At 33.7% G+C, this 14469-nt stretch carries 11 protein-coding genes and 1 tRNA gene; 6 read left to right on the forward strand and 6 right to left on the reverse strand.

All coding sequences use genetic code 11. The features are described from left to right. Positions 1–81: 81 nt before the first annotated feature. The 4 genes from EV197_RS02575 to EV197_RS02590 are packed head-to-tail and all read right to left on the reverse strand — an operon-like array spanning position 82 to position 6264. On the reverse strand, positions 82–567 hold the full coding sequence (locus EV197_RS02575) for a hypothetical protein (RefSeq protein WP_130285175.1): 486 nt from the start codon (positions 565–567) through the stop codon (positions 82–84). Continuing rightward, the gene (gene mnmG, locus EV197_RS02580; RefSeq protein WP_130285176.1) at positions 567–2438 is read right to left on the reverse strand and encodes a tRNA uridine-5-carboxymethylaminomethyl(34) synthesis enzyme MnmG; all 1872 of its coding nucleotides are present in this window, start codon (positions 2436–2438) and stop codon (positions 567–569) included. The genes EV197_RS02575 and mnmG overlap by 1 nt, the downstream gene beginning before the upstream one ends. 45 nt (positions 2439–2483) lie before the next feature. Next, a complete protein-coding gene (gene ybeY, locus EV197_RS02585; protein ID WP_130285177.1) occupies positions 2484–2903 on the reverse strand; it encodes an rRNA maturation RNase YbeY in 420 nt (139 codons plus the stop codon). Beyond that, on the reverse strand, positions 2896–6264 hold the full coding sequence (locus EV197_RS02590) for a DUF4175 family protein (RefSeq protein ID WP_130285178.1): 3369 nt from the start codon (positions 6262–6264) through the stop codon (positions 2896–2898). Before EV197_RS02590 ends, ybeY begins: the two co-directional genes overlap by 8 nt. Before the next feature lie 93 nt (positions 6265–6357). On the opposite strand from EV197_RS02590, the gene EV197_RS02595 reads away from it, so the two are divergent. The 4 genes from EV197_RS02595 to EV197_RS02610 all read left to right on the forward strand — a co-directional run bounded on the left by EV197_RS02595 (position 6358) and on the right by EV197_RS02610 (position 10917). Beyond that, on the forward strand, positions 6358–7407 hold the full coding sequence (locus EV197_RS02595) for an alkane 1-monooxygenase (RefSeq protein ID WP_130285179.1): 1050 nt from the start codon (positions 6358–6360) through the stop codon (positions 7405–7407). Positions 7408–7479: 72 nt separating this feature from the next. After that, a complete protein-coding gene (gene gltX / locus EV197_RS02600) occupies positions 7480–8991 on the forward strand; it encodes a glutamate--tRNA ligase (protein WP_130285180.1) in 1512 nt (503 codons plus the stop codon). Positions 8992–9215: 224 nt separating this feature from the next. Beyond that, a complete protein-coding gene (locus EV197_RS02605; RefSeq protein ID WP_130285181.1) occupies positions 9216–10157 on the forward strand; it encodes an SPFH domain-containing protein in 942 nt (313 codons plus the stop codon). 304 nt (positions 10158–10461) lie between these two features. After that, the gene (locus tag EV197_RS02610; protein ID WP_130285182.1) at positions 10462–10917 is read left to right on the forward strand and encodes a hypothetical protein; all 456 of its coding nucleotides are present in this window, start codon (positions 10462–10464) and stop codon (positions 10915–10917) included. Positions 10918–10947: 30 nt separating this feature from the next. Here the strand turns inward: EV197_RS02610 and EV197_RS02615 are convergent, their stop codons facing one another. Further along, positions 10948–12996 (reverse strand): glutamine--tRNA ligase/YqeY domain fusion protein, encoded by a 2049-nt coding sequence (locus tag EV197_RS02615; protein WP_130285183.1) that lies wholly within the window; start codon positions 12994–12996, stop codon positions 10948–10950. A 200-nt stretch (positions 12997–13196) separates the two neighbouring features. Here EV197_RS02615 and folB point away from each other — a divergent pair, with 200 nt between their 5' ends. Together folB and EV197_RS02625 are read left to right on the forward strand one after the other, a co-directional pair. Continuing rightward, positions 13197–13556: a dihydroneopterin aldolase gene (gene folB / locus EV197_RS02620; RefSeq protein ID WP_130285184.1), complete on the forward strand. Its 360-nt coding sequence runs from the start codon at positions 13197–13199 to the stop codon at positions 13554–13556. A gap of 66 nt (positions 13557–13622) precedes the next feature. After that, positions 13623–13693, forward strand: a tRNA-Cys gene (locus EV197_RS02625). A 44-nt stretch (positions 13694–13737) separates the two neighbouring features. Here the strand turns inward: EV197_RS02625 and EV197_RS02630 are convergent. Further along, positions 13738–14430, reverse strand: coding sequence for a LysE family translocator (locus EV197_RS02630; protein WP_130285185.1), 693 nt, complete (start codon positions 14428–14430; stop codon positions 13738–13740). Between the last annotated feature and the right edge of the window lie 39 nt (positions 14431–14469).

Genomic DNA, 14469 nt, shown 5'->3' on the forward strand with positions numbered 1-14469 from the left:
TATTCTAACTACAACCTGTTTTGATCTAACTTTTATTAAAAACCGAATTTGATATAAAAAACAGCGATGTTCCACGTGGAACTAGTTTTTAGTGGCATCATATATTTCTACATGTAATAGCTCAGACAAACGTGATGCCTTTTCCGTAACATCCACATAAGACTCCGACATAAATATTCTATTGTTCTTATTTCCGGTAAAAAAACGCAACGCATAATTTTGGTGTACTTCCTTAGTCCCTAATGCAGCAACTGAACTATAGGTGTTATCCGAAGAAAAAGAACCTGATGATATCGAAATATAATCAGGAAAAGGTATTTTTAATTTTAACTTCACCAGTGGCACATTAAAAACCGAGTAGACTTTCTTGTTTTGAAAATTAGCACTAATCCTATAACTGGTTGACAAACCAAGAACTAATAATCCAATTAGAAACATAAATATTCGTAAAGTGAGCTCTTCTTGAGACTGAAATGCAAAGACTAGCGTTACCAAAAAGAACACATAAGAAATAATTTTTCCTTTTAACGGTTTTCTTTGCTTACAATAGATAAAATTGTTTTTCATTACCTACCCATATAAACTAACAACACAGAAATATCACTTGGAGAAACACCACTAATTCTGGAAGCCTGAGAAACCGTTGCTGGTTTGATTTTTGACATTTTTTCTTTTGCCTCGAAAGACAAAGACTTCAATTTAGAATAATCGAAATCTTTTGGAATTTTTACATCTTCTAATCGATTTAATTTATCAGCATTATTTTTTTCTTTTTCAATATATCCAGCATATTTTACCTGAATCTCGGTTTGTTCCAAAATCTCATTATCCAATGCGTGTGTATCAATATAATCTGAAACCTGATCAATTTCCTTAAGATCGTCTAAACTAATTTGAGGTCGAGCAAATATTTTAAACATTTTACCACTCTGAGAAACCGGAGCAGAATTCTTTGCTTCTAAAATAGGGTTGATGTCTTCGGGCTGTACACTTGTCTCTTTAAAAAACTGATAGAAGGCATCTGATTTCGATTTTTTCTCCTCCATTCGTTTCATACGATCCGATGACGCTAATCCTATTTCATAAGATTTAGGCGTCAATCTAAAATCTGCATTATCCTGTCGTAACAATGTTCTATACTCTGCACGCGAAGTAAACATTCGATATGGCTCTTCCGTTCCTTTTGTTATAAGATCATCAATTAAGACACCAATGTATGCCTCATTACGTTGTAATATAAAAGGATCTTTTTCTTTAACTTTTAATGCAGCATTTATACCTGCAATCATACCTTGAGACGCAGCTTCCTCATATCCTGTCGTTCCGTTAATCTGACCTGCGAAATACAAACCGTCCACAATTTTAGTTTCTAAAGTATGTGCTAACTGTGTTGGTGGAAAATAATCATATTCGATTGCATAACCCGGTCTAAAGAATTTTACGTTTTCAAAACCCGCAACCGAACGCAATGCTTTGAATTGAACATCCTCTGGCAAAGAAGTTGAAAATCCATTTACATAATACTCTACCGTATCCCATCCTTCTGGTTCAACAAAAATTTGATGTCGATCCTTATCCGCAAAACGATTTATTTTATCCTCTATCGACGGACAATATCTAGGACCGATACTTTGAATTCTTCCGTTAAACATAGGAGAACGATCAAAACCTTCGCGCAACAATTCGTGTACTATAGGCGATGTATATGTCATATGACACGATCGTTGTTTTCCCAAAGGTTGAGTTAAGTTAGTGTAACTAAATTTATCTGGAGTTTCATCACCGGGTTGTTCCACCATTTTTGAAAAGTCCAATGATCTTCCATCTACCCTTGGTGGTGTTCCGGTTTTCATTCGGCCAGCTTCAAAACCTAAATCAATTAATTCTTCTGTTATTCCTGTAGCTGCTCTTTCTCCTGCACGTCCTCCTCCAAATTGTTTTTCACCAATATGAATTAAACCATTTAAAAAAGTACCATTAGTCAGTACGACTGATTTACTTTTTACTTCTATACCCAAAGAAGTTCTTACACCAGCAATTTTATTTTTCTCAATTAACAGTCCACTAACCATTTCTTGATAAAAATCTAGGTTTGCAGTTTGCTCTAATAACAATCTCCATTCTTCTGCAAAACGCATGCGATCACTTTGCACCCTGGGACTCCACATCGCAGGACCCTTTGATTTATTCAACATCTTAAATTGAATAGCTGTGCGGTCACTAACAATTCCGCTATAACCTCCTAAAGCATCAATTTCTCGAACAATTTGTCCTTTTGCTATGCCACCCATAGCAGGGTTACAACTCATTTGTGCAATGTTTTGCAAATTCATTGTAATCAATAAAGTTTTACAACCCAAATTAGCAGCAGCTGCAGCAGCCTCGCTACCCGCGTGGCCTCCTCCTACTACTATAACATCATATTCCTTTTCAAACATAACTTTATACTATTGTTCCACGTGGAACAGTTTATAATTTCTAACTCATTGTTCCACGTGGAACATATTAATTTTTTCGTCTTCTTTACTTCTCATAACTTGTGCCTCATCATTACTCTTATCTTTATAACCGCAAAGATGTAATATTCCATGCACCATTACTCTCAATAATTCATTGTTGAAATCAACATTCAAGCTCTCTGCATTCTCCCTTACTCTGTCTACTGAAATAAAAATATCAGCACCTAAAACATTACCCACACAAGTATCAAAAGTGATAATATCCGTATAATAATCATGGTTCAGATACTCTTTATTTACTTGTAGTAAATAATCATCGTCACAGAAAATATAATTGATTTCGTTTGTAGATTTTCCTTCAGAATCAACGACCTTTTGAAGCCACGCACTAAATGTGTTTTCATTATCTAGGCTAAAATCAGTCTCGTAAAAATAATTAATCATTATCCTTAAAATATTCCTTTACTTTCTCTTTGTAATTTTGCCGCAAAGGTAATACTTGTCGATTTAATATTTCAATAGTATTGAAGTATTCTTTAGCGCGCTTTAGTTGCTCGATTCTTTGTTGCTCAAATTCCTTTTTATTGCTTTCGCTTTCCCTCTTGTTATCTTCTCCTTGCTTTAAAGTAGCCTCCTGCAATTTGATTAATTGATGCTTAAGATTTGCCATTCGCTCCAATGTGTTTTCATTGATTCCATTCTCTAAAAGCTCCTGCTCTACACGCTCCATTTCCTTTAAAATTTGACTGCCTAATTTATTATCTAACCCTTCCTGTTTAATCCGTTCTTCTAGCTCGTTCCTAAGTTTTTGTTGCTCCTTGAAAATCTCAAATAAGGCTTCATTTTCCTCTTCGGTATTTAATTTCTCATTTTTAGATCCTCCTTTTTTATCACCATCATCTTTACCAGATTGTCCCTGTTTTCCATCCTTTCCTTCCTTGCCATTTTGTTCTCCTTTACCTTTTTGTTGTTTACTCCCCTCTTGCCCATTAGGTTCCTTTCCCTCCTTTTGACCACCTTCCTTAGGTTTCATTCCATCCTTCATTTGACCTTCCAATTGTTCCTGTTTCTGTATAATATCTGGTAATTGAAATTCATTCTGACCACTCTTACCTTTACCTGAAGAAGACATACTGTTTTGCATTTGATCCAATACATTACTCAATAAAAAGGCTAATTCATTGGCACCAGTCACCACATATTGTTGGTTTGCGGTTCCTTGAATAACACGATTCTCTGCTAACCGTTCTAATGTTTTATCGATATTAAATTCCACATCTGTTAATGTCTCTGTAACCTTATCCGTGATCTGTGGAGTACGCATTGCTAAAGCGTATAAACTATCATCTATGTGTATAAAATTTTCGCGTAATACACTTTGCTTTTTTAACTTTTGAGAGTATTGCGGATTATCAATTCCAATCGATTTGACCTCTTTCATTAGACCTTCTTGCTCTAAAGAAAAATCCACTAAATTATCTAATATTTGTCGGAGCATTTGCATGTCTTCCATTTGTTGCGCCTGACCAGCCATTTGCATTTGTTGTCCCATAGCCTGGCTCATTTGTTTCATCTTTTGACCCGCTGCTTTTTGACTTTGCCGTTTAGAATCGCTATCATTATTTTCTTCTGCATCTTCTATGTTTTGAAGCTCTTCATCTACTTGCTTTTCTAAATTCTCTTCTGGCAAAACATCCATAGGCTTACGGAGGTCTTCGTTTTGTTGGCGCAACTCATCTAATTCTTTTTTTAATTCATCAAATGCTTTGTTTATATCTTCTTGCTCCTTACTATCCTTACTTTGTTTTTCAGATAGTTCCTCTTGTTTATTTCCTAATTTCTCCAATTGATCTGCGATTTTTTGAGCTTTTTCAGATAGATAATACCGCTTTGTTAGTTCCAGTAATTGTTCTAAATTTCGTTTAATGTTTTTATTTTCCTTTCCAAGTTCATCTAACTTTTCACCTAGTTCTTCCTTTTGAAGTTTATCAGTTAATTCTTCTAATTCCTCCAGCAACTCCTGATTTTTTCTTAGGCGTTCCTCATTACGTTCTAAACGCTCCTTTAGCGCATCCTTAAAAGGTTCATCTTTGTCTTCTTCATCCAAAGATTTCTTTAATTGTTTGGTAAACTGTTCCATCATTTTCTCCTGCGATTTTTGACGCTGTAGAAAACTTTTAAGCTTTTGACGATCTTCAAAATTTAAGGTGCGTTTTTCCTTTTGTAACTTATTCAACTCATCTATATTTTCATCTGTATTCTTTATCTTTTCAAGCGATTTATTGAGTTGACTAATCATTGAATTTTGTTGATTCAATCGAATTACCTCTTCCTCATCCTTAGTTAATTTTCGATATTGAAAAACTTGTGATTTAGAGCTCTTATAGTTATGCAACACGTCATTGTCAAATACTTCGAAAAAATATTCATAGGCAACACCAGGTTTTAAAGAAATAGTATCTGGAAAAACATAAAAAAACTCATCATAGCCAGATTTACTAATTGGTAGTTGTATTCGGTTTTTCTCTATATTGGTATCAACTGGATAATACACCAGTTGAAGTTTTGTTAACCCATAGTCATCACTTACCTTACCATTATGATATATCACCTCATTGGCCGTAGAATCCTTTTGAGATCGTAAGAATAGCTCCGGATACTGATCCTTTATCGTAGTAATAGCAAATCCTAATTTATCATACTGAGCAATTTGATCATTCGAGGTTGTTAGTTCATAATTTAAATTGGTAAATAAGCGCATTTCATATTTAAAATTATCTCCTCGTCTATCAAACAGATACATAGAATCGTTTGCTTTTAATTGCATTTCCGTAGTGTTCTGAGTACTTGCTTTCCAAAGTACTTTTGTTCCTTCAGGAACCACTGCATTACCACTACTTTTTATGACCTCATTCGCTTTGGAAGTGTATGATGGATATTCTAATTCCATCACAAAATCTAATAAGCTAGGAACTGCAACAACCTGTAATACATAGTCACCCGAAAAAACTTCATTAGCATTTAACGCAAATGAAATATTTTGATCTGGTTCTACAAAGGTATATTCATGAGTACCATCCCCTTTATTTTGTAATAAATAGGTTTCATCGTTGTAGGTTATAAAAACATCTTGAGGGGCAACTGTACCCACTGTACTTACCACTAATGTAAAATCCTTATCTTGATGTACAGTTAAAGAATCATTAGCAATTATAAACTTAAAAGGAGCTGGACGTTCATAAGCCACATTATAATTGATGATTCTTTCATAACCGTTTGATATCCAGTTAATTCTGTTAACTAACAATAATAAAATTATAACGCCTAAGGGTAAAAACAGAAATTTTAAATATTTCTTATTAGAACTAAACTGAATTGCCTTACTAAACGGTATTGGTCTTAACTCTGTAGCTTTTTGTTCAATACTAGCCAGTAACAATGCTGACCTGTTAGCACTATTATGTAATTGTAATACATTAATCAATTTATCACTTACATTAGGAAAATGATTTCCTATGATCAGTGATGCTTGTTCTTTGGATAAACCTTTCCGAATTCGAAAAAGCTTTAGTAACGGCCAGCCTAAAAATCTTATAAATAACAACACTTCGACCGTAATGAAAAGTATAAATATTACGATTCTTCCTGTGGAACTTAGCCAAAGGAAGTTTTCTAATAATGCAATAACAATTAAGTATAAAACTCCTACTGAAACAAAAAGAATTGCTCCTTTGATCAGTTCATTTAGATAATATTTTTTTATAAAACCTTCAAGGCGTTGAACTACCTCATTAAAGTTTTCCATAGAGTAACCAATTTAACTTTTAAAACTACAATTTTATTTTTAATAGTATTGTTATATTTATACTAAATACAACTCTTTTAAAATAAGCGAATTATGAAAAGTGTCAAATACTTACTGGCTTATACTGTTCCCTTAACCGCTGCCATTGCTATTTATTTGCAAAACCTATATACCTATCTTACACCCATATATGTTTTTGTCCTACTGCCCATACTTGAACAACTATTACCACAATCAAAACTAAATCCAACCAAAGAAGAAGCTTTAGCAAAAAAGAAGGATAAACTTTACGATTGGTTATTATATCTAAATCTACCCCTTACCCATGGTATTTTGATATATGCACTTTACTTAACACATACGACTACGTTAGATAACTATGAACTTATAGGAATTATTTTTAGCACAGGAATCGTATTAGGAACTAACGGTATCAATGTAGGACACGAATTAGGTCATCGCCCAACACCGGAAAGATTTATTGGTAAGCTATTATTACTACCCTCCTTATACATGCATTTTTTTATTGAACACAATCACGGTCATCACATTCATGTTGCTACGGAAAAGGACCCTGCAACCGCCAAATTAAATCAACCTATATACATCTTCTGGTTGAAATCAATTCCCTATCAATATATTAATGCTTGGAAAATTCAACTACAACTTCTGCAATCTAAACATAAATCCTTCTGGTCTATTTACAACGATATGCTCTGTTTTTTAGTTATTACAATATTCTATTTATCTGCTATATATTTACTTTTTGATACCAAAGGGTTGTTGGTAGCTTTGTTTTCTGGTATGATTGGTTTTCTACTCTTAGAAACCATAAATTATATAGAACATTACGGTTTATTAAGAAATAAAAAAGCATCCGGTAGATTTGAACGTGTAGCGGAGATTCATTCCTGGAATTCCAATCACACCTTAGGAAGAATTGTACTCTATGAGCTTACGCGTCACAGTGATCATCATTTTAAAGCACATAAAAAATATCAAATCCTAGCGCACCACGAACAAAGTCCACAACTACCATATGGATATCCAGGTTCTATGCTACTCAGCTTAATACCTCCTTTATGGTTTAAGATTATGAATAAACGTGTACCTAAACATATGGTACCAGCAACATATGCATAACATTTATCGTTGGTATAAATTTTAAAAGCTATTACAAGGTATTATCTTTGCTACCAAATTTATCACATAACTATGAATTCTGTAAGAGTAAGATTTGCACCAAGTCCAACCGGACCACTACATATTGGCGGTGTACGCACCGCTTTATATAACTATTTATTTGCGAAGAAACATCAAGGCACATTTATTCTAAGGATTGAGGATACTGATCAAACAAGATATGTACCAGGTGCGGAAGATTACATTCAAAAAGCTCTTGCCTGGTGTAAAATAAACATTGATGAAGGACCTAAACAAGGTGGAGATTATGGTCCTTATCGTCAAAGTGAACGCAAATCCCTCTATAAGGATTATGCATTAACATTGGTGTCCAAAGGTAAAGCATACTATAGTTTTGATACCGCTGAGGAGCTAGAACAATTACGTAATGATTACGAAGCCAAAAAAGAAACCTTTATTTATAATTGGCATAATCGTCAACAACTAAACAATTCCTTGGCACTAAGCGAGGAACAACTACAACATAAACTAGATTCTGGGATACCGTATGTGATTCGTTTTAAAACTCCCGTTGATCAAGAATTACAATTACAAGACGAAATACGCGGCAACATCACTGTTAATACCTCTACCCTAGATGATAAAGTACTATTCAAAAGTGATGGTATGCCGACGTATCATCTTGCCAATATCGTAGATGATCACCTCATGAAAATCACTCACGTTATTCGAGGTGAAGAATGGTTACCCTCTCTTGCTTTACACGTTTTGTTATACCAAGCATTTGAATGGAAAACACCAGCCTTTGCTCACCTACCCCTAATTTTAAAACCTGTTGGTAAAGGTAAATTAAGCAAAAGAGATGGCGATAAGTTAGGATTTCCGGTATTTCCACTTGAATGGATAGATCCTAAGACTGAACACCTTTCAAAAGGCTATAAGGAAGACGGCTATCTAGCTGATGCTGTTATTAACATGTTAGCCTTTTTAGGTTGGAATCCAGGGACAGAACAAGAACTATTTACGATGGACGAACTCATTGAAAGTTTTGATTTATCTCGCGTTAATAAGTCAGGTGCTAAATTCGATCCTGAAAAAACATTATGGTTTCAACAACAACATTTACAGCTTCAAGATAACGACTTCTTTACCGCTCAATTGCAATCAATTCTAGATGAAAAAGAAATCTCAACTACATTAGATTTGTCCAAAATTGCTAACTCCATCAAAGAACGTGCTATATTCAGTAAAGATCTATGGGAATTAAGCAAGTTTTACTTTGTAACACCAACTTCATACGACGAAAAAGCTATGAAGAAAGCTTGGAAAGAGGATACTTCTGAATTAATGCAAGAACTTATACAGCAACTTAATAGCATTGATACCTATTCTTCGGAATATTTAGCCAATGAAATTAAAAGCTGGATTAAAAATAAAGATATTGGATTTGGTAAGATCATGATGCCATTCCGTTTAGCCTTTGTGGGTTCATTACAAGGACCAGACTTATTTGATATTGCTTCTATCCTAGGTAAAGAAGAAACAATAAATCGAATTCAAAACCTTCTTAATCATCAGGAATAAAAAACTAAACATCAGGAGTTCTAGTTTTAAGGAAAATGCTGGTTACGTTAAAATTTGTAACAAAAAGCAAATTATAGCAACTAATAAGACATAAGGAAAATAAAGTTTACTAAAAACTATTAAACCCTTATTTACATCACTATATTTAATATCGGTATACCTTATAACGTATCCTAATCGAGGCTTCGTTATCAAAATACCGTTAATACTAAAATTTTACTACTATGGGATACGTATTTTTTATACCACTATTTATTATAGGGTTTTTTTTATTTCTATCAATCTTTTTTATTGTAAAGCAGCAAACCTCTGCTATTATAGAAAGATTTGGACGTTTTGCCAGTACCCGAAGTTCTGGACTACAGCTTAAAATTCCAATTATCGATCGCATTGCTGGAAGAATAAACTTAAAAATACAGCAATTAGATGTGATCGTTGAAACAAAAACAAAAGATGACGTATTTGTACGACTAAAAATTTCTGTACAATATCAGGTTATTAGAGAAAAAGTGTATGATGCCTTCTATAAGCTCGAAAACCCGCATGATCAAATTACGTCCTACGTGTTTGATGTGGTACGCGCAGAAGTTCCAAAAATGAAACTTGATGATGTATTTGAAAGAAAAGATGATATTGCTATTGCTGTTAAGGCCGAGTTAAACGAAGCGATGATTAATTATGGTTATGACATTATTAAGACGCTTGTTACCGATATCGATCCTGATCCACAGGTAAAAGCAGCTATGAACAGAATTAATGCATCTGAGCGAGAAAAAATCGCGGCTGAATATGAAGCTGAAGCTGAACGTATTAAAATTGTAGCTAAAGCACGTGCTGAAGCAGAAAGTAAGCGTTTACAAGGTCAGGGTATTGCAGACCAAAGAAGAGAAATTGCTAGAGGTCTTGAAGAAAGTGTTGAAGTATTAAATAATGTTGGTATCAATTCTCAAGAAGCCTCTGCCCTAATTGTGGTTACACAACATTATGATACACTACAATCGATTGGCGAAGAATCTAATAGTAATCTGATATTATTACCAAATACACCACAAGCAGGAAGTGATATGTTAAATAATATGATTGCTTCTTTTTCTGCATCCAACCAAATTGGTGAAATGATGAAAGAACAGAATCAAAAAAATAAGAATAACCAAAAGGAAGAATAATTTCTTGCGATTCTCTTAAAAATACAAACCCAATCTCTATAAGGTTGGGTTTTTCATTTTATATGTCTAATTTTGCTAATAAAAAGTTAAATTATAAAATAAATTACATTTAACAGCGTTTAGCAGATAATCAATCATATTATATAAGTAAAAAAAATAAACCTCTTAAACCTACGCTAAATAAATCATTTTTAATAAGAAAAAATAATAACACAATTCCAATCTATAATAATTACTTATAATAATGAAAAATTATTTACTTATTACTTTATTATTAGTTTCTTCAATATCATTTTCACAAAGTATGAGGAAACTAAAAAAGTCAGCCAAAAACGATGCTGAAGTATTTACACAGGCAACCATACAGCGGGATTATAATTTAATCTTAAAACATTCTCATCCAAAAATTGTAAATGCTTTTGGAAAAGATGAAATGATCTCTTCTATGGAAGATACCTATCGCACCATGTCCGCACAAAAAATAAGTATTCTCGAATCCGAAATCGAAGAAGTGTCAGACATTCAAGAAGAGAACAATGAATACCGCTCTTTGATTAAAACTACCACACTTATGGATTATAATGGTAGAAAAGTTACACTAAAGAGTTCATTATTTGGATTTTATGACCAAGAAAATGAAATATGGTATTTTATAGAGTCTAATAAATTATTAAATGATACGGATACACAATCACTATTTCCTAATTTTAAGACCGCAATCTCCATACCGGCAGATGAACAAATTGCTGAAGATAGTTAAAAAAAAGCCTCTTGTTAAGAGGCTTTTTTCTTATGTTATGTTGAATTTATTTTTTATTCTCTTACCTTCTTCAGCTAATATTTCATTAACGTCTTCCGCTGCTTTTTGTATAAATTCCTTAGCATTTTCATCTAATAACATAGCGTTTTTATCTAATAAAACCTCTAAACCTAATAATACTGCAGCTCTTGTACCTGCCTTTTTAACAGCTGTTCCATACAATTCTTCCAATTCTTCTATCTCCACATTATCTGCAGCTTGCTGAATACTCTCTTTAAGTAGTAATCGTTTTTTATCCGGAACATTTGTATACTTTTTTCCAAGCTTCTTTATTTCATCAATACCAGATCTTTTAGGAATACTTTGCTTTTTAACGGGAGTCGAATTTTTTTCTTTATTGCTGTCTGTGCTTTGCTTAGCCCAAGTATCTTTTAAACCAACCGTTTTATTAAAAATCAACTTATCTGGTGTACTATCTGGATCTACATTAAAATATCCTATTCTCTGAAATTGGAACTGTTCCAATGCTGTTACATTCTTTAAGCTTGGCTCTACATATCCAGTAGTAATGGTTAAAGAATTAGGATTTAAAAACTCCATAAAATCCTTTTCCTTATGGCCATCAGGCGACTCGTGCATAAACAATCGATCATATATACGAACTTCCGTTTGAATAGCATGGGGTATAGATACCCAATGCAAGGTTCCCTTTACGTTACGTTTAGACTCTTCTGTTCCACTACCCGATCTACTCCTTGGATCGTATGTACAATGGATCTCTGTTATCGTTCCTGAAGCATCTTTTACAACCTTCTCCCCTTTTATGATATATGCATTTTTCAGTCGTACTTCTTTGCCTAATGTAAGCCTAAAGTACTTTCGACTCGCCTGTTCCTTAAAGTCATCTCTTTCTATAAACAATTCTTTAGAAAATGGAACTTTACGACTACCGGCATTAGGATCTTCAGGATTATTCTCTGCATCTAACCATTCTTCTTCACCTTCAGGATAATTTGTAATGACAAGCTTTACCGGATCTATAACCGCCATTACTCTTGGCGCTTTTTTGTTCAAATCTTCACGAATACAAAACTCTAGTAAAGAAACATCTATTACATTTTCGCGCTTCGCCACCCCTACTGTTTCCACAAATTTTCGTATTGCATCTGGTGTATACCCTCTTCTGCGTAAAGCTGATATTGTCGGCATACGCGGATCATCCCATCCTGCTACGATCTTTTCCTCCACAAGCTTTAAGAGTTTACGTTTGCTCATAATCGTGTAACTGAGATTTAAGCGAGCAAATTCTCTTTGTTTAGGACGCACACCATCCGTGTATACTTGATCTAAGAACCAATCGTATAATTTTCTATGCGGTTTGAACTCTAAAGAGCATAATGAATGGGATATACTCTCGATATAATCACTCTCACCATGCGTCCAATCATACATAGGGTAAATGCACCAGGTGTCTCCTGTTCTATGATGATCCTTTTTAAGGATTCTATACATCAACGGATCTCGCATTAGCATATTAGGATCAGACATATCAATTTTAGCCCTTACAACGTGATCTCCTGCATTAAATTCACCATTCTTCATACGTTCAAATAAATCCAAATTCTCGGCCGCTGACCTATCTCTAAATGGACTATTGACACCGGGTTCCGTTGTTGTACCCTTTTGCTCTGCAATTTTATCAGCACTTTGGGAATCCACATAAGCCTTACCAGCTTTCATTAAGTCTACCGTCCAATCGTATAATTGTTGAAAATAATCCGATGAATAACATTCTTTAGCCCATTGATAACCCAACCAAGCAATGTCTTCTTTAATGGCATCCACGTACTCCTGCTCTTCTTTAGCTGGATTGGTATCGTCAAATCTTAGATTAACGGGTGCATTATATCGTAATCCTAATCCAAAACTAATGCCTATTGCTTTTGTATGTCCTATGTGTAAATATCCATTGGGTTCTGGTGGAAAACGGAATCGTAAGTCATTTTTATCCATTCCATTATCCAGATCCTCCTCAATGATATGCTCTATAAAATTTAAGGACTTTTTATCTTCTGTCATTCGTTATCCTACTTTATAAATAGCTGACATCCCTTTATGTTTATTCGATAAAAATGTAGTCAACTGTTGATATACTATTAAAGCACAAAGCTACTAAATTTATTGTCGTTATAACTTAAAAATTACAAGCTTAAATCCATTAAAACTAGGCGTCGTGTGACCTATTTATCCCTAATATTGTACCTTTGCTAAAAAAGAAATTGGGATATATTAAACTAAAAAATATCAAGGTATACGCCTATCACGGTTGTTTAGTAGAGGAAAAAAAAATCGGATCCGACTATCGCGTAGATTTAAGCGTAAAAGCTGATTTAACACAATCTGCAAAAACCGATGCATTATCGGATACTGTTGATTACGTTCATTTAAATAAAATCGTTAAAGAAGAAATGGCTATTCGATCTAAATTACTAGAACATGCAGCAGAACGCATATTAGATCGAATACTAGAGGAACTACCTATGGTTCAAAAAGCTAAGATTGATGTTTCTAAGATAAATCCTCCCATTGGTGGTAATGTACAAATGGTAACTATTAGACGGATTAAGAAAAGATCATAAGTTTTACTTGAAAATGATTTTTTAGAAAGGTATATTTTTTTACTTTTGCCTTCCGCAACCATATAAGGTGTCGTGGCCGAGTGGCTAGGCAGTGGTCTGCAACACCATCTACAGCGGTTCGAATCCGCTCGACACCTCAAAAAAACGCCCGTAGTATTAACTATGGGCGTTTTTTATTTACTTATTCTTTCGTTGTTGGTGTTATTTTTTCAATCTCATTTTGAAGTCGTTGTTCTATTTTATCCGGTATTATTCCCTTTATTATTAAAAATAATCCCGAAACGACAAGGATAATACTAATTAATCGTTTTATTTTAAAAACTCTTCTTTGTGTCAATTTTCTACGTAGTCTCTTTGCTAAAAGTATTTTAAATACATCAATAATTAAATAAGTACTCAATACCATTATAAAAAACAATACTATTCTATTGGTATCCATATCCAACTGTGGACCAACAACGATTATAATACCCAACCAAAAACCCAAAACACCTATATTGATAAAATTCAATAGGAAGCCTTTGAAAAACAATTTTACATAATTGTTCTTATTGATGATTTCTACTGAAGTATCACGTAGTTTATTGTAATTTTTACGTTCCTGTATAAAGGAAATAACACCATATACAGTTAGTAAGGTACCACCAAATATAAAAAGTGCGGGATCATCCTTGATCTTTTCTAAAATTTTATTGGTACTAAAATATGCAATGAGTATAAAAACAATATCTGCAAAAATGACTCCAAAATCCAAGGCTATTGCAGCTCTAAAACCTTTAATTGCAGCAGTTTCAAGCAGAACAAAAAAAACAGGTCCTATTAAAAAAGCTAACAAAAAACCCCACGATATGGCTAACCAAGCATCTTGTATCATCTATTAATTTTGGTGATACTTACAAAGTTAAAAAACTAG

This window comes from Aquimarina brevivitae (assembly GCF_004216895.1).
Lineage (GTDB): Bacteria > Bacteroidota > Bacteroidia > Flavobacteriales > Flavobacteriaceae > Aquimarina > Aquimarina brevivitae.